At 69.8% G+C, this 23269-nt stretch carries 24 protein-coding genes; 18 read left to right on the top strand and 6 right to left on the bottom strand.

Going from position 1 to position 23269, the window contains the following annotated elements:
* Positions 1 to 57: 57 nt before the first annotated feature.
* Entirely contained in the window at positions 58 to 1065 is a 1008-nt protein-coding gene (locus AC2YHJ_RS20500; protein ID WP_487398017.1) for an AAA family ATPase, read from the bottom strand.
* 218 nt (positions 1066 to 1283) lie between these two features.
* Here AC2YHJ_RS20500 and AC2YHJ_RS20505 point away from each other — a divergent pair, with 218 nt between their 5' ends.
* From AC2YHJ_RS20505 to AC2YHJ_RS20540, 8 genes are all read left to right on the top strand, one after another.
* On the top strand, positions 1284 to 1835 hold the full coding sequence (locus tag AC2YHJ_RS20505; RefSeq protein ID WP_487398019.1) for a DUF1285 domain-containing protein: 552 nt from the start codon (positions 1284 to 1286) through the stop codon (positions 1833 to 1835).
* Positions 1836 to 1870: 35 nt separating this feature from the next.
* Positions 1871 to 2491 carry a CoA pyrophosphatase gene (locus AC2YHJ_RS20510; RefSeq protein WP_487398020.1) on the top strand — a complete coding sequence of 207 codons (621 nt, stop codon included), beginning with the start codon at positions 1871 to 1873 and terminating at the stop codon, positions 2489 to 2491.
* Positions 2492 to 2593: 102 nt separating this feature from the next.
* Positions 2594 to 3100 carry a hypothetical protein gene (locus tag AC2YHJ_RS20515; protein ID WP_487398021.1) on the top strand — a complete coding sequence of 169 codons (507 nt, stop codon included), beginning with the start codon at positions 2594 to 2596 and terminating at the stop codon, positions 3098 to 3100.
* Between the two features lie 188 nt (positions 3101 to 3288).
* Positions 3289 to 3987, top strand: a complete 699-nt coding sequence (locus tag AC2YHJ_RS20520; RefSeq protein ID WP_487398023.1) for an alpha/beta hydrolase — start codon at positions 3289 to 3291, stop codon at positions 3985 to 3987.
* Between the two features lie 82 nt (positions 3988 to 4069).
* On the top strand, positions 4070 to 4720 hold the full coding sequence (locus AC2YHJ_RS20525; RefSeq protein WP_487398024.1) for a LysE family translocator: 651 nt from the start codon (positions 4070 to 4072) through the stop codon (positions 4718 to 4720).
* 85 nt (positions 4721 to 4805) lie between these two features.
* Positions 4806 to 5780, top strand: coding sequence for a Bug family tripartite tricarboxylate transporter substrate binding protein (locus AC2YHJ_RS20530; protein ID WP_487398025.1), 975 nt, complete (start codon positions 4806 to 4808; stop codon positions 5778 to 5780).
* A gap of 463 nt (positions 5781 to 6243) precedes the next feature.
* On the top strand, positions 6244 to 6498 hold the full coding sequence (locus tag AC2YHJ_RS20535; protein ID WP_487398026.1) for a GlsB/YeaQ/YmgE family stress response membrane protein: 255 nt from the start codon (positions 6244 to 6246) through the stop codon (positions 6496 to 6498).
* Between the two features lie 333 nt (positions 6499 to 6831).
* On the top strand, positions 6832 to 7503 hold the full coding sequence (locus tag AC2YHJ_RS20540; RefSeq protein ID WP_487398027.1) for a tyrosine-protein phosphatase: 672 nt from the start codon (positions 6832 to 6834) through the stop codon (positions 7501 to 7503).
* On the opposite strand, the gene AC2YHJ_RS20545 is transcribed toward AC2YHJ_RS20540, so the two are convergent.
* A complete protein-coding gene (locus AC2YHJ_RS20545) occupies positions 7490 to 8638 on the bottom strand; it encodes an MFS transporter (RefSeq protein WP_487398029.1) in 1149 nt (382 codons plus the stop codon). The two genes, AC2YHJ_RS20540 and AC2YHJ_RS20545, sit on opposite strands and share 14 nt — an antisense overlap.
* Positions 8639 to 8742: 104 nt before the next feature.
* A complete protein-coding gene (locus tag AC2YHJ_RS20550) occupies positions 8743 to 9300 on the bottom strand; it encodes a histidine phosphatase family protein (RefSeq protein ID WP_487398030.1) in 558 nt (185 codons plus the stop codon).
* Between the two features lie 213 nt (positions 9301 to 9513).
* Here AC2YHJ_RS20550 and AC2YHJ_RS20555 point away from each other — a divergent pair, with 213 nt between their 5' ends.
* From AC2YHJ_RS20555 to AC2YHJ_RS20570, 4 genes are all read left to right on the top strand, one after another.
* Positions 9514 to 10179, top strand: coding sequence for a Tim44/TimA family putative adaptor protein (locus AC2YHJ_RS20555; RefSeq protein WP_487398031.1), 666 nt, complete (start codon positions 9514 to 9516; stop codon positions 10177 to 10179).
* A 79-nt stretch (positions 10180 to 10258) separates the two neighbouring features.
* On the top strand, positions 10259 to 11593 hold the full coding sequence (gene mltA, locus AC2YHJ_RS20560) for a murein transglycosylase A (RefSeq protein WP_487398032.1): 1335 nt from the start codon (positions 10259 to 10261) through the stop codon (positions 11591 to 11593).
* Between the two features lie 60 nt (positions 11594 to 11653).
* Positions 11654 to 12679 carry an NAD-dependent epimerase/dehydratase family protein gene (locus AC2YHJ_RS20565; protein WP_487398033.1) on the top strand — a complete coding sequence of 342 codons (1026 nt, stop codon included), beginning with the start codon at positions 11654 to 11656 and terminating at the stop codon, positions 12677 to 12679.
* Complete coding sequence (locus tag AC2YHJ_RS20570) at positions 12679 to 13317, top strand: TetR family transcriptional regulator (RefSeq protein WP_487398034.1); 639 nt, start codon at positions 12679 to 12681, stop codon at positions 13315 to 13317. Before AC2YHJ_RS20565 ends, AC2YHJ_RS20570 begins: the two co-directional genes overlap by 1 nt.
* Before the next feature lie 3 nt (positions 13318 to 13320).
* Here AC2YHJ_RS20570 and AC2YHJ_RS20575 read toward each other — a convergent pair whose 3' ends face one another.
* The gene (locus tag AC2YHJ_RS20575; RefSeq protein ID WP_487398035.1) at positions 13321 to 14070 is read right to left on the bottom strand and encodes an FkbM family methyltransferase; all 750 of its coding nucleotides are present in this window, start codon (positions 14068 to 14070) and stop codon (positions 13321 to 13323) included.
* A gap of 569 nt (positions 14071 to 14639) precedes the next feature.
* On the opposite strand from AC2YHJ_RS20575, the gene AC2YHJ_RS20580 reads away from it, so the two are divergent.
* From AC2YHJ_RS20580 to AC2YHJ_RS20590, 3 genes are read left to right on the top strand one after another with little or no spacing between them, the layout of a single operon-like run.
* Entirely contained in the window at positions 14640 to 16409 is a 1770-nt protein-coding gene (locus AC2YHJ_RS20580) for a hypothetical protein (protein WP_487398037.1), read from the top strand.
* Positions 16410 to 16439: 30 nt separating this feature from the next.
* Complete coding sequence (locus tag AC2YHJ_RS20585) at positions 16440 to 17321, top strand: phosphatase PAP2 family protein (RefSeq protein WP_487398038.1); 882 nt, start codon at positions 16440 to 16442, stop codon at positions 17319 to 17321.
* Positions 17318 to 18217 (top strand): G1 family glutamic endopeptidase, encoded by a 900-nt coding sequence (locus tag AC2YHJ_RS20590; RefSeq protein WP_487398040.1) that lies wholly within the window; start codon positions 17318 to 17320, stop codon positions 18215 to 18217. The genes AC2YHJ_RS20585 and AC2YHJ_RS20590 overlap by 4 nt, the downstream gene beginning before the upstream one ends.
* A gap of 145 nt (positions 18218 to 18362) precedes the next feature.
* Here AC2YHJ_RS20590 and AC2YHJ_RS20595 read toward each other — a convergent pair whose 3' ends face one another.
* Positions 18363 to 19247, bottom strand: a complete 885-nt coding sequence (locus AC2YHJ_RS20595) for a VOC family protein (RefSeq protein WP_487398041.1) — start codon at positions 19245 to 19247, stop codon at positions 18363 to 18365.
* The gene (locus AC2YHJ_RS20600; RefSeq protein WP_487398043.1) at positions 19244 to 19900 is read right to left on the bottom strand and encodes a glutathione S-transferase family protein; all 657 of its coding nucleotides are present in this window, start codon (positions 19898 to 19900) and stop codon (positions 19244 to 19246) included. The genes AC2YHJ_RS20595 and AC2YHJ_RS20600 overlap by 4 nt, the downstream gene beginning before the upstream one ends.
* Positions 19901 to 20021: 121 nt before the next feature.
* On the opposite strand from AC2YHJ_RS20600, the gene aptA reads away from it, so the two are divergent.
* Genes aptA through AC2YHJ_RS20615 form a run of 3 tightly spaced genes read left to right on the top strand, consistent with a single transcriptional unit; the run spans position 20022 to position 23169 of the window.
* Positions 20022 to 21356: an omega-aminotransferase AptA gene (gene aptA / locus AC2YHJ_RS20605; RefSeq protein ID WP_487398045.1), complete on the top strand. Its 1335-nt coding sequence runs from the start codon at positions 20022 to 20024 to the stop codon at positions 21354 to 21356.
* An 8-nt stretch (positions 21357 to 21364) separates the two neighbouring features.
* On the top strand, positions 21365 to 22144 hold the full coding sequence (locus AC2YHJ_RS20610; RefSeq protein ID WP_487398046.1) for a response regulator: 780 nt from the start codon (positions 21365 to 21367) through the stop codon (positions 22142 to 22144).
* The gene (locus tag AC2YHJ_RS20615) at positions 22102 to 23169 is read left to right on the top strand and encodes a CobW family GTP-binding protein (protein WP_487398047.1); all 1068 of its coding nucleotides are present in this window, start codon (positions 22102 to 22104) and stop codon (positions 23167 to 23169) included. The genes AC2YHJ_RS20610 and AC2YHJ_RS20615 overlap by 43 nt, the downstream gene beginning before the upstream one ends.
* Positions 23170 to 23269: the final 100 nt, after the last annotated feature.

Raw genomic sequence — 23269 nt, forward strand, 5'->3', positions numbered from 1 at the left:
CAAGCCCTTGGCACGGTGAGGTTTGGAGAGGGACAAGGTCCCTCTCCAACGCCGTCATCACCCCAGGCTGTCCTTCAGCGCCTCGATCACCTCGCTGATCCGCACGCCGTCCGCGCGGGCGGCGAAGGTCAGGGCCATGCGGTGGCGCAGCACCGGTTCGGCCAGGGCGATCACGTCGTCCACGGAGGGGGCGAGGCGTCCGTCGAGCAGGGCCCGGGCGCGGGTGGCGAGCATCAGGGCCTGGGCCGCGCGGGGGCCCGGTCCCCAGGCGAGATGCTTGGTGACCGCATCGAGCGTGCTGGTTTCCGGCCGGGCGCCGCGCACCAGCTTCAGGATGGCGTCGAGCACCTGCTCGCCCACCGGGATGCGGCGGATCAGGGCCTGGGCGGCGATCAGTTCGGCGCCGGTCATGGCCTGGGCCGGCTTGGCCTCGCGTGCGCCGGTGGTGGCCAGCAGCATGGCGCGCTCGGCGGCCTCGTCGGGGTAGCCGACCTCGATTTCCAGCAGGAAGCGGTCGAGCTGGGCTTCGGGCAGGGGATAGGTGCCCTCCTGCTCGATCGGGTTCTGGGTGGCGAGGACGTGGAAGGGCGTGGGCAGGGTGTGGATCTCGCCGCCGATCGCCACGCGGTGTTCCTGCATCGCCTGCAGCAGGGCGGATTGCGTGCGGGGGGAAGCGCGGTTGATCTCGTCCGCCATCAGCAGCTGGCAGAAGACCGGGCCCTTGATGAAGCGGAAGGCCCGCTTGCCATGGGCGTCCTCCTCCAGCACTTCCGACCCCAGGATGTCGGCCGGCATCAGGTCGGGGGTGAACTGCACGCGTCGTGGATCGAGCCCCAGCACGGTGCCGAGCGTGTCCACCAGCTTGGTCTTGCCGAGGCCCGGTACGCCCACCAGCAGCACATGCCCGCCCGAGAGCAGCGTGATCAGCACGCGCTCCACGACCAGGTCCTGGCCGAAGATGACCCGGCCGATCGCCTCCCGCACGCGGGACAGGCGGGTGCCGAGGGCCTCCACTTCCGCCACCAGAACGGCGGGGTCCTGTGTCGTCTCGGCCACTTCACTCATGCGGGCTTGGCTCCCTATATGACGGTTGCGGAGGCGCGCCGGCCGGTGCCACCCCGTTTGGGATTAGCTCGCATCGGCCACGCTGAGTGCAAGGGCGACGAAATGCAATGACCGTCCATGGCATGGAAAACCCGGTCCAGGGACTGGAACCGAAATCGGCGGACTCCGTGTCAGCAGGATGCGTGCCAGCCGTTGCCTTCCCGTCGATGCCCGGATGCATGCCGCCCACCGGCACGGTGCTGGCGCGGGCGCGGCAGGAATGCGGCGACTACGCGATCCGCATCGGCCGCGACGGCACCTGGTTCTACAAGGGCAGCGCGATCCAGCGGAAACCGCTGGTCTGCCTCTTCGCCTCGATCCTCAAGCGCGGCGAGGACGGGGCGTTCTGGCTCGAAACCCCGGCCGAACGCGGGCGGATCGAGGTGGAGGACGCCCCCTTCGTCGCGGTCGAGCTGTTCTGGCGCGACTGCGACTGCGGCGGCGGCGTGCCGCAGCAATGCCTGACCTTCCGCACCAACCTCGATGAGCTGGTGACAGCCGATCCGCAGCATCCGATCCGGGTGCAGCTGTGCCCGCACACGCGGGAACCGCGGCCCTACATCATGGTGCGCCCGGGGCTCGAGGCCCGCATCAGCCGCGCGGTGTTCTACGAACTGGTCGCGCTCGCCGAATCGGAGACGCTGGAAGGGCGCGAGGTGCTGGGCGTCTGGAGCGAGGGGACCTTCTTCCCGATCGACGAGGCGCCGGACCTCGATATGGCGGCGGATTGAATGGGCTGTCCGATCCTGCGGGCGGCGGCCGCGCGATGAGCGCGACGACCTTCCACCTGGACCCCGCCCTGCTGCGGGCCCGGCTGGCCGATCCCGCGAGCATCCCGCGCGACCGGCCCTCGCCCGAGGATGACCTCGACCGCGTCGCACGCACCGGCGGGCGGACGGTCAATGCCGCCGTGCTGGTGCCGCTGGTGCTGCATGCCGACCCGACCGTGCTGCTGACGCTGCGCTCCGCCCGGCTCACTTCCCATGCTGGCCAGGTCGCCTTCCCCGGCGGCCGCATGGAAGCCGGCGAGACCCCAGAACAGGCCGCGCTGCGAGAAGCGGAGGAGGAGGTCGGCCTCGATCCCGCCCTGCCGGAGATCCTCGGCCGGCTGCCGACGCTGATGACCGGCACCGGATACCTGGTCACGCCGGTGGTGGCGCTGCTGCGCCCGCCCTTCGGCCTGCGCCACGATCCAGGGGAGGTGGCGGAGGCCTTCGAATACCCGCTGTCGCAGTTGCTGGACCCTTCGGCGCCGGAACGGCGGCGACAGGAATTCCGCGGCCGCATGCGCGAATTCTGGGTCTGGCCGCATGATCGTCACTACATCTGGGGCGCCACCGCCTCGATGCTGGTGACGCTGGCATCCGTGCTGCGCGAGGCCGCGTAGCGCCGCGTCCTGCCTGCGTGCCTGGCGTCCCGCGCCGTGCCTTGTCATCGCGATGCCCGGCATGGGTCCTGTAGGCTGCCGCTGCAGAATGGAGGACGCCCCATGGCCAACAGTATCGCCGCCGAACGCCGCCTGCTCGGCGATGACTTCACGACCGTCGCGCCAAGCCACTACCCCGCCCTGTCCGACTTGCCGGCCGAGGACGTGCTGGCCCTTGCCCGCACGCTGCGCGAACAGCGCGACCGGTTGCGCGGCATGGTGCATGCCAACCGCCGCGCCCGCCGCGGCAAGGGCGAAGCACGCGCATCCGCCGGCAACGACGCCGCGCTGGCGCGCCGCAAGCAGGTCTATGCCGCGGCGCTGAAGCGGGTGAACCACCGCCTCGACGTGCTGCACGGGCAGGCGCGGCGCGCCTGGCACGCCGCCGCGCTGCGCGAGGTGCTGGAACGCAAGCGCGCCGCAGCCGCGCCGCATCCGGCGGCCGGGGACGCCGCGGGTGCCGGGATGCACGCGAAGCCAAACCGCAAGCGCGTCGTCCGCACCGACCCGCGCGAGATCGGGCGCGTGTCGCAATTCGTGCGCAACGCGCAGGCGAAGCGGGATCGGTGATTGGCGAGGGGCGCTGCCTCTCCCCGCCAGGTGCAATGCACCCGCGCATCCTGGCCCCTGCGTGAAGTGCCCCGAAGGACGACGCCGCGCGGGTACAGCGTGATTGCCCGCGCGGTCGCGCCTCTCTACCGTTCTCGCAACGGACGCCGCAGAAGCGATCTGTTCAACGGAATCAAAGGGAGAGCGCCATGAGCGACGGAATGTCGATCGTGCTGGTCCATGGTTTCTGGGGCGGCGCCGCGCATTGGGGCAAAGTGATCCTCGACTTGTCGCGCAGGGGCCATGCCAATCTGCGGGCGGTCGAACTGCCGCTCACATCCCTGGCCGAGGACGCCGAACGAACCCGCAAGATGGTGGCGCAGGCGCCGGGACGCGTGCTGCTGGTCGGCCATTCCTATGGCGGGGCGGTGATCACCGAGGCCGGGGACCTTCCGAAGGTCGCGGGTCTTGTGTTCATTGCCGCCTTCGCACCCGATTCCGGTGAAAGCCCCGGCGCGATCAGCCAGGCCCATCCGCCGGCGGCCTTCGCCAATATCGCGCCGGACAGCGATGGCTATCTCTGGATCAGGCAGGAGAAGTTCCGCGAGAGCTTCTGCCAGGACCTGACCGCCGATGAGAGCCTGGTCCTGGCCGTGACCCAGAAGGCGCCGCTGGGCAGCACCTTCGGCGACAGCGTCACGGCGCCGGCGTGGAAGACGAAGCCGTCCTGGTACCAGGTGTCGAGCGAGGACCGGATGATCCATCCGGAGAACCAGAAGCGCATGGCCGCGCGCATGAATCCGCGTCGCGTCATCACGCTGGACGCGAGCCACGCTTCGCTCGCATCCCGCGCCGCGGAGGTCGCGTCGCTGATTGACGAAGCCGCGGCGGAACTCGGCAAGGCATGAGGCATAGGGGCGGCTTCGGAATGCGCCATGGCGCGCATTCCGAAGTGCGGCGGCGCGCGATTCCTTGTAGAGCGTCATCATCATGCCGGACGTGACACAACTCGCGCTGTTCTTCGCCGCGGCCCTGCTGCTCGCGGTCACGCCCGGTCCGGGCATCTTCTACGTCGCGGCGCGCACGCTCGCCGGCGGCCGTGCGGAAGGCGTGGCCTCCAGCTTCGGTACCGGCCTTGGCGGCATGGTCCATGTCCTCGCCGGCAGCCTTGGCGTGTCCGCCATCGTGCTGACCAGCGCGGAACTTTTCGCCGTGCTGAAGCTGGTCGGCGTGGCCTACCTCGTCTGGATTGGCCTGCGCACCATCCAGGCCGCGCGCCGGGACGCTTCGGCCGCGCTGAACGGCGGATCGGCGGCACCGCCGGTCGGCGCCCGCCGCGCCTTCCGTGAAGGCGTGCTGGTTGAGGCGCTGAACCCGAAGACGGCCGCCTTCTTCCTCGCCTTCGTGCCGCAATTCGTGGACCCGGCTCAAGGCGCCGTGGCCATGCAGTTCGTGGTGCTGGGCTTCATCTCGGTCGCGCTCAACACCCTGGCCGACATCGTGGTCGCCTTCGCCGCGAGCGGCATCCGCGACGGCGCCACGGCGCGCCCCACCCTGATCCGTCGCCTGCGCGAAGCATCGGGCGCGGCGATGATCGCGCTCGGGGTCGGCCTCGCCCTCGCGAAGCGCCCGGCAAGCTGACCATCGGGGCGGGCGCCCCTTCATCTGGCCTTGAAGGCTCTCGCGGGATATCTCCGAAGTAACCTCAGCCGGGAGAAACCGATCCATGACGACCCGCCGCACCCTTCTCGCCGCCGGCGCCGGGCTGCTCGCCGCCCCCGCCGTGCATGCCCAGGGCGCCTGGCCCAACCGCCCCGTCCGCGTCATCGTGCCCTGGCCGCCGGGCGGGTCCACCGATGTGCTGGTGCGGCTGTATGCCGAACGGCTCTCGCCGCTGCTCGGCCAGCCCTTCGTCGTCGAGAACCGCGCCGGCGCGGGCGGCAATATCGGCCTCGACGCCGTCGCGAAGGCGGCAGCCGACGGCTACACCCTCGGCATCGCCTCGGTCGGGCATCTCTGCATCAACCCCTATCTCTACGCGCGGCTCGCCTATGACCCGGCGAAGGACCTCGCCCCGGTCGGCGTCGCCTGGGACCTGCCGAACGTCGCCGTGGTCGCCGCCGAGAAGAACCCGGCGCGCAACCTCCAGGAATTCATCACCTGGGCGAAGGCGAAGCGCGGCGGCATCACCTATGGCTCGCCGGGCGTGGGCACCACGCCGCATCTGTCGGGCGCGCTGTTCTGCGCGCGCACCGGCATCGAGGGCACCCACGTCCCGTTCCGCGGCGCGGCGCAGACCGTGCCGGCCATGCTGTCGGGCGACGTGGATTTCGCGCTCGACAACCTCGCCTCCTACGTCCCGGTCATCACCGGCGGGCAGATGCGCGCATTCGGGGTCACCACCCCCGCGCGCTGGCCGACCCTGCCGGACATCCCGACGATGGCCGAGGCCGGGCTGCCGAACTTCGTGCTGACCTCCTGGCAGGGCTTCGTCTTCCCCACCGGCACACCGGCGGCGGTGATCGAGCGGTTGAGCGGCGCCCTCCGCCAGATCGCCTCGCAGCAGGAGGTGAAGGACCAGTTCCTGCGGGTCGGCGCGCTGGCCGAATGGTCCACGCCGGAACAGATGACCGAACGCGCCAACCGCGACCGGCCGGCCTGGCAGGAAGCGGTGCGGATTTCGGGCGCGCGGGTGGAGTAGGACGGAGTTGGAGGGGCGCTGCCCCTCCAAGCCACCCCGCCAAAGGCCAGTGGCCTTTGGAATGCCGGTTTCTGGTGCCCAGGCCCACGGGTACGGCAGTCCTGGGGCAGGCGTCGCGCGCTGGAAACTGCTAGATATTGGCAAACGTTCTTGATATGTTCCAAACACCCGCCAGCGGATCGTGTCTCGGCATCCCCTGACGGGGTGAAGGTACTCGCGAAAACAATGGGCTAGAGGCACTGCCGGAGCGCGGGCGGATGGAAGCGGCTCTGGCAGTGCCGTGGACCATGGGCTGTCGTCTGGCGTTCGACATTGCACCGAAGATGCGGACGCCAGACTCACACCGTGCGCGATTCTGCTAGCGCGACGTTTCGCCTCCGGCTCATGCTCGCTCGCCGCACGGCGCCACCGTCCGACGGGGGCGGCTCAGGGCATGCCGGGCGGCTCGCGGAGGGGATCGGCAATGGCCGTCCAGGGGATCATCGTCGCTATCGTGATTGGCGCAATCGCGGGCTGGCTCGCGGGGCAGATCGTGCAGGGCGCAGGATTCGGCCTCGTCGGCAACATCATCGTGGGGATCATCGGCGCCCTCGTCGCCGGCTGGCTGTTCCCGACACTTGGCATTTCACTCGGCGGCGGATGGATCGGCGCCATCCTGGCATCCGCAATCGGTGCCGTGATCGTGCTCCTCGTACTCAGCCTGATTCGACGAGCCTGACGGCCCAGCGCGTTCGCGCCCGCCAGCGCGAACCAACCACGGCAGCGCATCCACACCGCGCCGATTGTCGCATGGCGGCGCGCGCTGACCGGCGCGGCCGCGAGGTATGAGGTCCGGCGGCCTCACGCCTCCATCGCACGGGAATCCCTCAAGTCCCGGAATCGTCACCGCGGCCTAAAGGCCTAAAATCGTAAAATCCTAAAGTGCGCACACGTCATGGTTGTGCTCGCGAAGCATGCGTGCCGGATGGACCCCAACATTCCGGACCTCGGCGCATGCGGCCACGGACCTGCCCCTCAACAAACCGTGCCCGACACGGCATAAGCCCTCGCGATGTCCCGCAACGACCTCACCCTGCCAGCCGCTCGCCGCGCCGCATGGCTCAATTCGCTCTTCATCGACCATGCCCTGCTGCGGCTCGGCTGGCGCAACTGGGGCGTTGTCGAAAGCGGCCGGCTGTACCGGTCCAACCACCCGATCCCGTGGCAACTGGAACAGGCGGTGCGGCGCCACGGCATCCGCACCGTCATCAACCTGCGCGGCCACCGGGAAGCCTGCGGGTCGGATGCGCTCGGGCGGCAGGCGGCGGCGGCACTCGGGCTGGAACACATCGATGCGCCACTCGAAAGCCGGGGAGCGCCGCACAAGGATCGCGTGCTGCGCCTGGCCGGCATCTTCGCCCGCATGTCCGAACCGGCGCTGATCCACTGCAAGTCCGGCGCGGATCGCACCGGCCTCGCGGCTGGCATCTGGCTGATGGCGCAGGGCCGCAGCGTGGACGACGCGCTCGGCCAGTTGTCCCTGCGCTTCGGCCATGTCGCGGCGGCGCGGACCGGCATCCTGGATGCGTTCTTCCACGCCTACGCGGCCTTCACCAAGGCGCATGGGCCGAAGCCCTTCCTCGACTGGGTGCGGGACGATTATTCGGAGGACGCGCTGCGCGCCTCCTTCCACAGCACCGCCTGGGCCGACCGGCTGGTGGATGGCGTGCTCAGGCGCGAGTGACCGCCAGCCGCCGATAGACCGGCACCATGGCAAGCGCGACGGCGAGGAACGCCACACCCGCCAGCAGCGGCGCCGCCGGCGCGTCGGTGACGTCCCGTGCCAGCCCCGCCAGCGGCGGCAGCGCGGCGAGCGATCCGTAGAACAGCGAGTAGTGCACGCCCATGCCGAAGGCGCGGCTCGGCGCGGACAGGGCGCGGCCGACCATCGCCATGACCAGCGAGGCCGGCGGCGCCGCCAGCACCCCGAAGCCGAGCAGCCAGGGCCACGGTGCGAGCCCCGCGGCCACCGCCAGCAGGCAGCCCGCCATGCCGACCATGCAGGCAGCCGTGACCAGCAGCGGGCGGCCCATCCTCTCGGCCACCGCACCGCCGACCGGCAGCAGCGGCAGGATGCCGAAGCTGACCAGGGCGGTGACGCCGCCGGCGGCCTCCGCCGTCCAGCCGCGCGACACCAGCAGGGCGGGTGTGAAGCCAAGCGCCACCACGAAGGCCGCGTTGTAGAAGCCCCAGATCGTCCCGGCGGACAGCAGCGGTCCCCATTCGCTGCGCAGCAGCCCGCCGCGGCGGGCCGGCGCGGCGCCGGCACCATCGCCCCGGGGCAAGGCAAACCACAGCGGCAGGAAGGATGCCGCGCAGACCGCAGCCGACAGCCACAGCCCGGCCCGCCAATCCGTTCCCAACAGCGGCAGCACGAGCAGCGCGATGCCGATGCCGCAGGGCCAGGCCACCAGCATCAGCCCGAGTGCCGGCGCCAGCGCCGCGCCCGAGAAGCGGTCCAGCACCATCTTGGCACAGGCGATGGACAGCAGTGCACCGCCGACGCCCGACACCAGCCGCCCGACGATCGCCATGCCGAAACCCGCCGCGAGCGCCAACGCCACGCCGCCCGCCGCCATCAGCCCGACGCCCAGCAGCAGCACCAGCCGGTCCCCAAGCCTGGCCATCACCATCCCGGCCGGTAGCGCGATGAGAATCCCGGAGGCCGAATAGGCCCCGATCAGCGTGCCGAGCTGCGCCCAGTCAGCCGCCAGCGCGCCGATCAGCAGCGGCCCCAGCGCGCCCACCACCTGGAACTGTGCGCCCATGGCGGCACGCGAGGCGGCGAGGATGGCAAGTTCCGCCCAGCGGTTGGTCATGCAGGGGCTTTCGGCTTCCGTAACGGCCTGCTGCGGGGCCTCGATCTACACCGCATCCGGCCGATCAGTGGCGGCGCATGCGTCCGGGCATCGCCCCCGTCACATCAGGGATGCTTCCACGGCACCGTCGCCGGCCCTGGCGCCGTCGGGTCCACGCGCAGGATCTGGCCGTTCGTCACGCTCAGCCCCGTCAGAGCCATGATGAACCCCCAGTGGGAGACAACCAGGGTGTGCGCCCAGTCGTCGAGCGCGGCCATCTCGGCCCGGAACAGGCTGGCGCGGCCCTCGACCTGGTCGGCCGGTTCTTCCTCGGGCGGCCACCAGACCTCGTCCAGATGCTCGAAATCCACCGAGGGGAAATCCTGCGCCAGGGCGGTGCGCGGGCTGCCGATGTCGCAGGTGAAGGCATAGCGTTCCCGCACCACCGGCGTGACGGTCAGCGGCAGGCCCAGCCGCTGCGCCGCGGGCAGCGCCGTCTGGATGGCCCGGCGGTAGGGGGAAACGACGATGCGGCGAATATCCTCCTCCGCCAATGCAACCGCGGCGGCCGTCGCCTGTTCATGACCAAGGGTCGTGAGCACCGGATCGATGATGCCCGGGTCCTTCCGCGTCTGGGTGAAGAGGAGGTTGAACTCGCTCTGTCCATGGCGGAGAAGGATCATCCGGCGTTTCCCTGTTTGCTCCCCATCGCCTGGAACGGCCGCAACGCACGCGGAACCAGGCCGGCGGTGTCTGAGTGAGCGTTTGCATCCGTCCGGGTATTTCCACCCGCACGGGAACTGCTCTAGCGGCAGGCAAAGCCGCCGGCAACCTGGAGACGTGCATGTTGCGGCAGTGACCCGTCAGCCCTAAGTGGACGGGATAAGGAGAGTGACATGACTGGCGCCCTGCCGATCGATCTGATCCTGTTCGCAATGGTTGCGGCCTTCCTGGTGCTGCGCCTGCGCAGCGTGCTCGGACGCCGCACCGGCTTTGAGCGCCAGCCGGGGGAGGCTGCCCCCGGCACCGCCCAGCCGGTGCCCGCCCGCGATGCCGAATTGCCGCCGCCCGCCGCGGTCGGTGCCGCGGCGCGGTCCCTGCCGGACCCGCGATCCCCGCTCGGTCAGACGCTGATGAGCATCCGCGCCGCCGATCCCGCCTTCGACCCCGGCGCCTTCCTGAACGGGGCGGAAGGCGCGTTCCGCATGATCGTGCAGGCCTTCGCCGCGGGCGACCGCGACACGCTGCGCAACCTGCTGTCGGATGAATCCTTCGCCGGCTTCGACCAGGCGATCACCGCGCGCGAACTGGCCGGCGAAACCCAGCGCACCGAGCTGCGCGCCATCAACGACCTCGCCATCGAGCAGGCCGAGCTCCGCGGCTCGGTGGCCGACATCACCGTGCGGATCGTCTCGGACCAGGTGAACCTGACGATCGCGAAGGACGGATCGGTCAGCGCCGGTGCCGAGGCTGTGACGGAAATCACTGACCTCTGGACCTTCCAGAGGGACACTCGGGCATCCGATCCTACCTGGAAATTGGTGGGAACCCGGTCCGCCTAGCCCAGGACTGGGGCGCCCGCGGCACTCCAACAGCCCCCGGAGTGTCGCGGCGCCGGTCGGGCGGGAGTATACACCCCCGATGTTCCGGAAGGGCCACAAGCGCCGCGCGGCATGGCCCGCGGTCGTGCCGCTGTTGGTGTCGCTGGCCCTGGCGTGGCCGGCCGCCGCGCAGCATGGCGGCCCATCCCCCGAAGCCGAGGCCCGGCCCGAGGAACCCCCGCCGCCACCACTCCTGCGCGCGGTGGCCTTTGCCGACATGCCCGGCTGGGAAGCGGATCGCCATGCGGAGATCCTGCCGACGCTGATGGCAACCTGCGCCGCCATGCGGCCCATGCGTCCGGAGGCCGTGCTCGGCGGTCAGGGGGAAGCCGCGCTGCGGGCCGGCGCGGCCGCCGCCTGGCACGCCGTCTGCCCGAATCTGCGCGCCCTGGAGCGCGCTTTGCCGCGCCCCCCTCGCCTGCCGCCCAATGCGACGCCCGGGCCGGCGTTCCAGCGGCGCATGAATGCCTGGCGCGCCACGCGGGACGCGACCGTGCGCGCCTTCCTCGAGGAACGCTTCGAACCCTTCGCCGCCGGCACCGGCATCATGACCGGCTACTACGAGCCGATCCTGCGCGGGTCCGCGCAGCCGACGGAGGCGTTCCGCACCCCGTTGCTGGCGCGGCCGCCCGAACTGGTGGAACAGCCCGTGGTCGGCAATCCGCTGCGGCGGCGCTACGGCATGATGGTCGACGGCAAGCTGGAACCCTTCTTCGACCGGGCGGCGATTGACCTGGGCGCGCTCGCCGGCCGCGGCCTGGAACTGGTCTGGGTGGACGATGCGGCGGATGCCTTCTTCCTGCACATCCAGGGTTCCGGCCGGGTGGTGCTGCCGGACGGCAGCCTGATGCGGGTCGGCTATGCCGGGCAGAATGGCCGGGCCTATGTGCCGATCGGCCGCGTGCTGATCGAACGCGGCCAGCTGACGCGCGACCAGATGTCGATGCAGGCGATCCGCTCATGGCTCGCCGCCGCGGGGCATGACAGCGCCACTGAATTGCTGCGCGGCAACCCGTCCTACGTCTTCTTCCGGGTGGTGGAGAACCTGACGCCGGAACAGGGTCCGATCGGGGCGCTCGGCGTGCCGTTGACGCCGCAGCGCAGTGTCGCTGTGGACCGCGCCTTCATCCCGCTCGGCGCGCCGATGTTCGTCACCGTGCGTGACCCGATGGCGCGGCGCGACGCCCCGCCGGCCGGGCGGCTGGTGGTGGCGCAGGACACCGGCGGGGCGATCCGCGGCCCGGCCCGTACCGATTTCTTCTGGGGTTGGGGGCCGGAGGCCGGTGATCGCGCCGGGCGGATGCGCGACGAGGCGGAAGTCTTCGTCCTGCTGCCGCGACCAATGGAGGTCGCGGCGGCGCCGGACGCGCGGTGATCCGCGCCTGATGGACAGGCCCCCGGGCTGGGGCAAGGATGGCCGGCAGGAGGAACCGCCGTGCCGCAACTGCCCACCGCCATCGCCGCCGAGACTGCGCTCGAGGAGGTGCTCTCCCGGCCCGATCCCGCTCTGGTGGCCGATCTCGCCGCCGTGCCGGGCGACATCCTGGTGCTGGGCGCGGCGGGCAAGATGGGCCCGACGCTGTGCCGCCAGGCGAAGCGCGCCGATCCGTCGCGCCGCGTCATCGCGGTGGCGCGCTGGTCCGAACCGGGGCTGCGGGCACGGATGGAATCCTGGGGTGTCGAATGCCTCACGGCCGACCTGATGGACCGCGCGGCGCTGGCCGCACTCCCCGACGCCCCGAATGTCGTCTTCATGGCGGCGATGAAGTTCGGCGCCACTGGCAACGAACCGCTGACCTGGGCGATGAACGTGTTGCTGCCGGCAATGGTGGCGGAACGCTATGCGGGTTCCCGCATCGTGTTCTTCTCGACCGGCAATGTGCAGCGGCTGGTGCCGGTGATCTCCGGTGGCGCGACGGAGGACATGCCGCCGGCGCCGATCGGCGACTACGCTGCGTCCTGCCTGGGGCGCGAGCGCGTCTTCCAGCATGCGGCGGCGACACGCGGCACGCCTTGCTTCGGCATCCGGCTGAACTACGCGATCGACCTGCGCTACGGCGTGCTGCATGACGTCGCGACCAAGGTGCGCGACGGCAAGCCAGTGCCGATGGCGATGGGCCATGCCAATGTCATCTGGCAGGGCGATGCGAATGCCTGGACGCTGCGCGCGCTGGCGCGCGCCGGCGCATCCTGCCCCATCCTGAACGTGACGGGGCCGGAGACGGTGTCGATCCGCTGGGTCGCGCAGCACTTCGGCGCACGCTTCGGCGTCGCACCGATGCTGGAAGGGCAGGAAGCGCCCGATGCGCTGCTGTCCAATGCCGGGCGTGCCTTCGCGACCTTCGGCTATCCCACCGTGGCGCTGACGCAGATGCTCGACTGGGTGGCGGATTGGGTGGCGCGCGGCGGGCGGTCGCTCGGCAAGGCGACCAAGTTCGAAGTGCGGGATGGAAGGTTCTGATGGAAAGCCGCACGTCGCGACCGCTGTCTGCCCGTGCCGCCGCCACGCGGCAGCGCATCCTGGACGCGGCGCTGGCGGAATTCGCCCTGAACGGCCTGGCCGGCGCGCGGGTGGATGAGATCGCCGCACGGTCCGGTGCCAACAAGCGAATGCTCTACGCGCATTTCGGATCGAAGGAGGAGCTCTGGCTGGTCGTGCTGGAGCGCGCCTATGCCGCCAAGCGCGCCGAGGAACGCGACGTCGATGTCGAGCATCTGCCACCGAGCGAAGCGATGGCGCGGCTGGTGCGCTTCAACCTGCGCTACACCGCGGCGCATCCGGAATTCGTCGCGCTGCTGAACCAGGAGAACATCCACCGCGCCGCCTATCTGCAGCGCAGCGCGGAGGTGCGGGCGCTCTACTCCCCGCTGGTGGACAGCCTGCGCGCGGTGCTGAAGCGCGGGGAGGAGAGCGACGTCTTCCGCCGCGACGTGGACCCGTTGCAGCTCTACGTCACCATGCTCGCGCTGGGGCATTTCTGGGTGGCGAACCGGCATACGCTGTCCACCATCTTCGGCCAGGACCTCGGCACGGAGGCGGCGCTGGAAGCACGCGAGAAGCATGTGGTGGAGGTGGTGGCGGGGTATCTGCGACCGTGACGGTCAGGCGAGCCGTTCAGGCATCAGGCTCGCATAGACATCGCCGCTGTTCGCCGCATGCGGCAGGTCATCGATCCATTCGCGCATGGTCTCCGCATCGACCGGCTTGGGGTGCGCGAATGTCATGGTCTCGCCGAGACACGCATTGAAGGCACGGTAGCCGAGCGCGGACAGCAGCCCGAGGCATTCCGCCGCGACGCCGCGCTGGATGGTGGTGAATTCGAAGGACAGCGCGCGCGGCGGGCGGGTCAGGCCGCGCAGCACCTCGGCCTCGAAGCCTTCGACGTCGATCTTCACGAAGGCCGGCGTGCCATGCTGCATGGCGAGCGCATCGAGCGTCGTGACAGGCCGCGTGATCTCCGCATCCCAGCGCTGCCCTTCCCAACCCTGTGCGCCGTCCGCCGCCGCGATGAAGGCAGTGCTGGCCGTCGCGACGGTCGGATTGGCGGTGTTGAGCCGCAGCGAGGCCTCGCCGGCTGCGGCCCCGACCAGCGCCTGCACCAGCGTGACACCGGGATCGCCGTGGAAGATCAGCCGCAGCGCGCGGGCCAGGCGCGGCTGCGGTTCCACCGCCACCACCCGCGCGCCGAGCCGGCGGAAGGACGCGGTGCGGTCGCCGACATGGGTGCCGATGTCGAAAGCGAGGTCGCCCGGCGCGAGGAAGCGCGCGTGGAAGGCATCGAGCAGCGCGGCACGGCCGGGGGCGTAGTAGGTGCGCAGCGAGGCGCCGATCGCCTTGGCGAAGAGGGTCATGAAGATGGAAGGGCCGGCGAGGAGCAGCTCCCCCTTGCCTGCCTTAGCCGCACCTGACGAAAAGGCTGCGGTAGCGTCAGTGGCAACTTTGTCTCCTCTGCCCAACTGAGCGCCCCGATCTTGAACATCGCCCTGAGGTGCCCGCTGACGATGGTCCGGTCCACTGGCGATCGCGTCACCTCCAGAACTTCCGAATCGCCCTCGGCACCCTTCCTACGCCGCAGGGTACCGATCTGCCCACCGTTGACCTCCCGCGCCGGACCGGCGCGGCGCTCAAAAGGTGCAGTACCTGCATAATGATAAAACGACGGACGCTCACGCCGGCTGTTCTTTTTCGTTCGATTAGTTTCGATTTCGACCTATCGTTTCCGTGTTCGCCGGGGGGGGGTTGTCGTGACATCACCCATCGCGATGCGCGACGTTCGAGAGCTGCGGGAAGGCCCCCGTGCCCCGTGCGAGACGCGGGCGCGGAGGCTCTCGCTGACCGGCTTCGCCGCGGCCCCCTGGCTCGCAAGGCATGAGGGGGGCGACTGCGCCCCGGTCCCGTCTCATGCTCGCACGAATCCGCCATGAACGCGGGCCACCTGCCTCAGGTCTCGGACACCCCGCGCCTCCGCCGGCGCGTGGCGGTCGCCTTCCTCGATGTCGTCGGATACTCGCGCCTGATGGGCGCCGACGAGGACGCCACCCTGCGCCGCTGGGACGCCATGCGCGCCCAGATCGAGCCACGCATCGGCAGTTGGGGCGGCAGGGTCGTGGACCGTGCGGGGGACGCTCTCTTCGTCGAGTTCCCGGACCCGCTCGCGGCGGTGCGCTGGGCCGTGGAAGTGCAGATGGCCCAAGCGCCGGCCGCGGCCGAACGCCCGCCGATGCAACTGCGCATCGCCGTGCATTTCGGTGACGTGATCGACGGCCAGGAGGGGCAGATCCACGGCGATGGGGTGAACATCGCCGCGCGGCTCCAGGCGCATGCCGACGCAGGCTGTGTCATCCTTTCCGGCACCGCTGCCGAGGCCGTTGGGGGCGAGGTGGCGGGCCTGCTCGACCTCGGCGAGCTCAGGCTGCGCAACATCCTCCGCCCGGTACGCGCGTTCAGCCTCAGGGTCGCACCGCCCGCACCCTTGCCCAAGGCGATCGCTCCCGCGGATGCGCAGCCCTCCATCGCCGTGCTTCCCTTCCTGGGCCACGAGCACGACGAGGAGGAGCGCTACTTTGCCGACGGGGTGATCGAGGGGATCATCCAGGTCCTGTCGGGCATCGACCGGCTGCTCGTCATCGCGCGTGGATCGACCCTCGGCTATTCGGGCTTCGTTCCTGATGTGAGGGTCGTCGGCCGCGAACTGGGCGTGCGCTACGTGCTCTCGGGACGCGTCTGGCGCGCCGGAGACCGGCTGCGCATCACGACGGAACTCGTCGATGCCGAATCGGGGACCGTCCTGCGCTCCGACCGGCATGAGGGGATGGCAACGGATCTTTTCGCGCTGCAGGACCGGATCTCGATCGACGTCGCCACCACCCTGGCCCCGGAGCTGCGTGAGCGCGAGTTGTCCCGGGCGTTGCGCAAGCACCCCGAAAGCCTGACGGCCTACGACTTGCTGCTGCAGGCGCTGGACCACCTGCACCGGCTGGACGAGGAGAGCTTCTCCCGCGCGAGGGGCCTTTTGGCACAGGCGATGGCCGAGGATCCGGGGCACGCGCTGGCGCATTCCTACGCTGCCTGGTGGCACGTGCTGCGGATCGCGCAGGGTTGGTCGCCCGACCCGGCGGCGGATGCCACGGAAGCAGGACGACTGGCGGCGGCAGCGGTCGACCGCACCGCCGGCGACGCGCAGGCCCTCGCGCTCTATGGCTATGTCGTCGGCTACACCCGTCGCGACTTCGACCGGGCGCTGACGCTGCTCGACAAGGCCCTGGTGATCGGGCCGAACTGCTCGCTGGCCTGGCTGTTCAGCGGGCTCGTCTGCTCCTGGAGGGGCGAGGGGAGGGAGGCGATCCGGCGCGCGGAACGCAGCCTTCGTCTCAGCCCGTTTGATCCATTCATTTTCCTGCACCAGCAGTTCATGGCGCAGGCGCACTACGTGAACGATGATTTCGAAGCGGCGCTGGCCTGGAGCCGGCGGGCGCTGCTGCACAACGCGAACCACTCTCCGACCTTTCGCACGATGACCGTTGGCCTGGTCGCTCTCGGCCGGGTGGAGGAAGCGTGCGCATTCGCACAGAAAATCCTGGCGCTGGAACCGCACTTTGGGCTGCAGGCCTTCGCGGCGCGTACGCCGCTCTCGGGGGCCATCCTCGAGAAGTACCTGTCCCGCCTGCGCTCCGCGGGCCTGCCGGAATAGGCATCAACCGAGAGAAGGGGGTACGCGTCGATGACCAGCAGCACGAGCAGTACCAGCAGCACGAGCAGCACCAGCAGCACCGCGAGCGCAGGGGGCGGTAGCAGCTCCGGTGGCATCTTCACGGATCGCGCCGATCTGCCCTTCGCGGCGGCCGATGACGCGAGCATCACGTCCGACCCGAAGCAGCCGCTCTCCAACCGCCCTGCGCTCAATCCCCAGCGATTCCTCAAGGAAAGGTGGAGCCGCAAGCTGGCGGCCTGGGTCGTTCTCGGCGATTTCGCGAAGAACGCGCCGTGGCAGGACGCGACCAATGCGACAGCCTTCAAATGGCGCGAGCGTGCAATCGACGAAGCGGAAGAGAAGCGCAGGCTGTTCGAGTACGCGACCGACAACCGGGCCGACGCGCTCGCAGAGATCATCATGCAGGACGGGAGCGGATTGTTCGAATTCCAGCATCTGCTCTCGGTGACCGAGGCATCCCACCCGAAGACGTGTCAGCTCCTCTACATCGCCGATCTCGTGGGCGCGCTGGTGGTCATGCATGTGAAGTATCGCGAGGACCGCCCGCGGCCTTCGCAACTCTATCCCGCGCTGCGGCCCGCGCTGCCGATACCGGGGCATTCCGCATTCCCGAGCGGACACTCGACCCAGTCCTTCCTGATGTGGCATTGCGTCACTGAAGCGGTCGCCGCATCGGGTCTTTCGCCGGCGGACAAGAACCATTTGTCGGCGGCATTGCTCACACTGGCCACGCGCATCGCCCGCAACCGCGAGATTGCCGGCCTGCACTACCCCAGCGACACGGATGCGGGCCGAGATCTCGCGGACGCGCTGTTAGTCCTCCTGAGGGCCATTCCGAGCTTCAACGCGACGGTCGGTGAAGCGGCCGCTGAGTGGAACCGGACGCTATGATGACCGACGATGACATCCGAACGCTGTCGGCCCTTGGGATCGACCTGCGCGGGTGGCTCTCACCCGCACTTGAGCCGCTTCTGCGCAAGATCCTCGCCATTCCAGATCCGACGATCACCTTCTCGGAACGGGTCGCGGCGGGGAACGAGGGTGACGGCAGGGATCTTCCCGGGCCTCACATATCGCTCCCGATGGGCGGCCTGACCAGCACCAGCCTGAACTGGTCCGGCGCTGTCTGCGGTTCGCGCGGCGAGCGGTTCAGGCACGTCGTCGGGGAAGTGACGATGCCGCCCGAGCCGACGGCGCCAGCGCCCCCGCGGGAGAAGCGCGACTATCGCTGCTCGATCTGGGTTGGGATGGGCGGGCATCGTCGCTGGGACAAGAGCCTGCCGCAGGTTGGCGTCATGACCGGCTTCCGCACCGGCAGCAACAGGCCGTTCCTCTACGCCTGGGAGGAATGGTTCCTCGGCACCAGCGCCGACCCCTACAAGGTGATCGACCAGTTCCCGGTCACCTGGGGAGACAACATCATCCTCGGCGTGTTCGGTATCTCACCGACGGAGGTGACGACCCTGTTCGTGAACCTGTCGCAAGCGCAGATCCATGTCGGCAGCCTCGTCTCCGAGCGGGAGATGACCGGGGTCACCGCGGAGTGGATCGTGGAGCGGCCAAGCCCCTGGGAATGCCTGGCCAATCCCTATCCTCTGCTCAACTACGGTGAGGTCAGGTTCGCGAACTGCATGGCCTTCGCCCATCCCGAAGGGCAGGTCCGCACTCTCAGCGGCGCGCGGAAGATTCGGATGGTCGAGCGCAGGGTACGCCCCTCACGCACGCACTTCGTCTCAGTGCCCGAGCACGCCGCGAACAACGGCATCGTGGTCAGGTATCGGCCGTAGTGCAGGCAAGCGCCAGACTCAAGGATGCGCCGAATGCCGCATTCTCAATCGACCCGTGAGAGCTGCCCTCGGCGGTCAGTCTCCAAAAGCCAGAAAAAGGAGGGGGATCGGGGGAGTTCTCTTCCCCGACCTTCCTTCTTCATCGTCACGCGAACACCACCGCCGCCCCCGCCGCAAAGCCCGGCGGCACCATCACCCCCGCGGGCGCCTCGACGGTCGGGATCCCCTCCAGCACGCGCCGCGCCGCCGCACCGCCATCGGCCGTGCGGATCACCATGCCCGCCATGAAGGGTGATGCCGGCGCCGTCACGCCGGGCAGGACGGACGGCAGCGCGGCCTCGGTCAGGATGCGCACGCGGGTTTCCATCACCGGGGCGAAGGGGCCGGCCGCCGCGGCCGCACCGGGCAGGCGCAGCAGGAAGCCGCCCGCCGGGTCCGGTTCCACCGGCAGGCCGGACAGGCGGGACAGGCGGGCCGCCGTGTCGGCCGGGGTGGCGGTGGAGATGATCACCTCCTCCAGCGCCTCGGCCTTGTTGGCGTGGTCCATCCATTTGGGGTTCCACACCAGCTCAGGCGTCAGGTGGCGGATGAGCTGGACGCGGCCCTCCGGCGGATCGGGGAGGGGCAGGCGGGCGAATTTCGCGATCGGGCCGCCAGCCTCCACCGGGCGTTCCAGCCAGGCGACGCCAGGGATGTCGAGGCCCGCGGCGCGCAATCTGGCGAGGTTCGCTTCCTCGTCCGTCATCGCCAGCGCGAGGATGTGCATGCCCGGATAGCGCGCGAGGAAGGCGTTCAGCGTGTTGTCGAACAGCGCCGGGTCCAGGATCGCGATCAGCTCGATATAGCCGTGCTTCAGGAAGGCGCAGCGATTGCCGGAGCCGTATTTCTCCACCGGCAGGTCCGGCCGCCGGCGGCCGGATTGCTGCGCGATGGGCGACAGCGCGAAGCCGAGCCGTTCATAGGCCGCGGTCATCGGCCCAAGGTCTCGCGCGGCGACGCCGATATGGTCGAGGGCGACGGCGGTGCTCATGCCGGGTTCTCGTATTTGTCGAGCAGCCAGGCGGTAGGCTCGGCCGCCGCCTCGGCATACCAGCGTTCCATCAGCGGATGGGCGCGCACGGCCGCCATATGGGCGCGGGAGGTGGCGGAAAGCTCGGGCTGCCACGTCAGGAAGCGGGTGACGACCGGCGCATACATCATGTCGGCGAGGCCGAAGGACGCCCCGAACAGGAAGGGGCCGCCATGGGCGGCAAGGGCCTCGGCCCAGATCGCCTCGATGCGGGCGATGTCGGCCAGCGCCTCGGGCGTGCGGCCCATGCCGGGGAAGGTGCGGCCGAGATTCATCGGCATCGCCATGCGCATGCCGCGGAATCCGGCATGCATCTCGGACGCGATGGCCCGGGCGTGGGCGCGCGCGGCTCGGTCGGCGGGCCACAGGCCCGGGGCGATCTCGGCGCAGTATTCGGCGATGGCGAGGCTTTCCCAGATCCGCGCCCCGTCGTGTTCCAGATAGGGCACGAGGCCGTTGGGGGAGATGGCGTGGATCGCCGTCGTGGCGCCGCCGCCGGCCAGCGGGATCACCACCTCCTCGACATCGAGCCCGGCCAGGCGCACGGACAGCCAGCCGCGCAGGGACCAGGACGAATACCGCTTGGTGCCGATGACGAGGCGACCTTTCGCCATATGCGTGCCCTCCTTCCGGTGCGGGCGGACCATGGCATGCGGGCGGCCACGCGCGAAGGCCGCTTGCCCCGGCGCGCCCGAGGGTGTTGTTTGCCGCCCTGCCGAGCCCCCGGAGACCCCGATGAACGAGATCAGCGTGCCGCGTCCGAACTCCCTGGACGCCTACTGGATGCCGTTTTCCGACAACAAGTACTTCAAGGGCGACACCTCCCGCATGCTCGCCCGGGCCGAGGGCATGTCGTACTACACGCCCGAGGGGAAGGAGATCCTGGACGGCACCGCCGGGCTGTGGTGCTGCAACGCCGGCCATGGCCGCCGCGAGATCAAGGAAGCCATCCAGAAGCAGGCCGCGATCCTGGACTACGCGCCGACCTTCCAGCTCGGCCACCCCATCGCCTTCGAGGCCGCGTCGCGCATCGCCGAGATGACGCCCGAGGGCATGGATCGCGTCTTCTTCACCAATTCCGGGTCCGAGAGTGCAGACACCGCGCTGAAGATCGCGCTGGCGTACCATCGCGCGCGCGGCGAGGCCGGGCGCGTGCGCATGATCGGGCGTGAGCGCGGCTATCACGGCGTGGGCTTCGGCGGCATGTCGGTGGGCGGGATCGGCGGCAACCGCAAGCAGTTCGGCGCGCTGCTGCCTTATGTGGACCACCTGCCCTCCACCCATCTGCCGGCGCAGAACGCCTTCAGCCGCGGCCTGCCGCAGCATGGCGTGGAACTCGCCGACGTGCTGGAGAACCTGGTCGCCCTGCATGGCGCGGAGACCATCGCGGCGGTGATGGTGGAACCGGTGGCCGGTTCGACCGGCGTTCTGGTGCCGCCCGTGGGCTATCTGAAGCGCCTGCGCGAGATCTGCGACAAATACGGCATCCTGCTGATCTTCGACGAGGTGATCACCGGCTTCGGCCGGCTCGGCACCAATTTCGGCGCCGAGCGGCTGGAGGTGGTGCCCGACATCATGACCATGGCGAAGGGCCTGACCAACGCGGCGGTGCCGATGGGCGCGGTCGCCGTGAAGAACGGCGTCTATGACGCGGTGGTCAACGGCGTCGCCGGCGGCATCGAGTTCTTCCACGGCTACACCTATTCCGGCCACCCGCTGGCGGCGGCGGCGGCGATCGCCACGCTGCAGCTGCACCAGTCCGAGGACCTGCCCGGCCGCGCCCGCGCCATCGAGCCGTATTGGCAGGACGCGATGCATTCCATGAAGACCGCGCCGAACGTCATCGACATCCGCGACTTCGGCCTGATCGGCGGCATCGAGCTGGCCTCGCGCCCCGGCAAGCCGGGGGCGCGCGCGATGGACGTGTTCCGCCGCTGCTTCGACAATGGCGTGCTGGTGCGCGTGACCGGCGACATCGTCGCGCTGTCGCCGCCGCTGATCATCGAGAAGCCGCATGTGGACCGGATCGTCGGCACGCTGACCGACGCGATCCGCGCCGAGGCCGCCTGAGCCAGCCCATGTCCGAGCCGGAGGCGCCTGTCAGGCTGCGCGTGCTGCTGGTCGATCCGATGGCCAGTTCGCGCGTGGTGACGCTGACCATGCTGGAGGAGGCGGGGCACGAGGTGTTCCCCGTCTCCGACTGGGACATCGCCGAGGACCTGCTGCTTCGCGAGGATATCGAGGCCGTGGTCATGGCCTTCTCGGGCGAGGGCTTTGACGGCGCGGATGCGGCGCAAAGGCTCCGCGACCGGCTGCCGCCGCAGGCCGACCTGCCTCTGGTCGGGACCACCGACGGCGTGCGGCGTGGGGAGGAGGACGAGGCGATGGAGGCGGGCTTCGACGTGCTGCTGGTCCGCCCCTTCGCCGCGGCGGAGCTGGAAGCCGCGCTGGCCCAGGCCCGGCGGCTGCGGACCCCGCCGCCGGTGCTGGACGCCGAATGCCGCGCCACCTTGCGGAAAACGCATGGCCCCGCGGCGCTCGAGGCGCTGGAGGATGAGGCGATGGCGGTGCCGGCATCCCTGCTGGTGCCGCTGTTCCGCGATGGTGGGCAGGAGGCGGACTACGCCGCCGCCGGGGCCGCCGTCGCCGCGGCGATGGACGGGATCGGGGCGATCGCCGCAGCCGGCGCTGCCCGCCGCATGGCCGAGAATGCCGAGGAGGGACGGCGCTTCCTGTTTCCCCTCATGTCCGCCATCGTCGCGGCGCGGGTCGCATTGCGCAAGGACCGGTTCACCGCAGCGGCCGCAGACCCCATATGGGCGGCAAGCGATACCCCACCTTCGGGAGAGACCCCGTGAGCGACACCAAGGAACCGGTGCCCGTCACCGTGCTGACCGGCTATCTCGGCGCCGGCAAGACCACCCTGCTGAACCGCATCCTGACCGAGAACCACGGCAAGAAGTTCGCCGTGGTGATCAACGAGTTCGGGGAGCTGGGGGTAGACAACGACCTCGTCGTCGATGCCGACGAGGAAGTGTTCGAGATGAACAACGGCTGCATCTGCTGCACCGTGCGCGGCGACCTCATCCGCATCCTCGGCGGGCTGATGAAGCGGCGTGACAAGTTCGACGGCATCATCCTGGAGACGACCGGCCTCGCGGATCCCGCCCCGGTCGCGCAGACCTTCTTCGTCGATGACGACGTGAAGCGCGCCACCCGGCTGGATGCCATCGTCACCGTGGTGGATGCGAAGCACCTGCCGGCGCGGCTGTCCGACAGCACGGAGGCGCAGGAACAGATCGCCTTCGCCGACATCATCGTGCTGAACAAGATGGACCTGGTGACAGAGGCCGAGGCCACCGAGGTCGAACGCCGCATCCGCGCCATCAATCCCTATGCCGAGATCCGCCGCGCGACCAAGTCGGATGTGCCGATCGACGCCGTGGTGGGCCGCGATGCCTTCAACCTGTCCCGCATCCTGGAACGCGAGCCGGAATTCCTGTCCGGCGAGGATCACCACGAGCACGACAGCGCAGTGAACAGCGTGTCCTTCGAGGTCGAGAAGCCGATCGACGCGGAACGCTTCAATGCCTGGATCACCCAGGTGCTGGCGTCCAAGGGCCAGGATCTGCTGCGCACCAAGGGCATCCTCTACTACGAGGGTGACAGCCGCCGCTTCGCCTTCCAGGCCGTCCACATGATCGCCGATGGCGACTTCATCGGCGATGTGAAGGACGGCGATCCGAAGCGGTCCAAGATCGTCTTCATCGGCCGTGACCTGAATCGCCCCTGGCTGCGCCGCGGCTTCGAGGCCTGCCAGGCGGGTGAGGACGAGTCCAAGATCCAGGCGGAGATCGCGCGTTGGTCGCCGCCGCCTGCTTGAACCGGGGGGAGAGAACTCCCCCCGCCCCCCCTCCTTTTTCTGGCTTTTGGAGACTGAAAGCGGGGGCCAGCACCAATAGACAGAAAAAGGAGGGGGTTCG

It is taken from the genome of Roseomonas sp. SRI_022 (assembly GCF_057586215.1).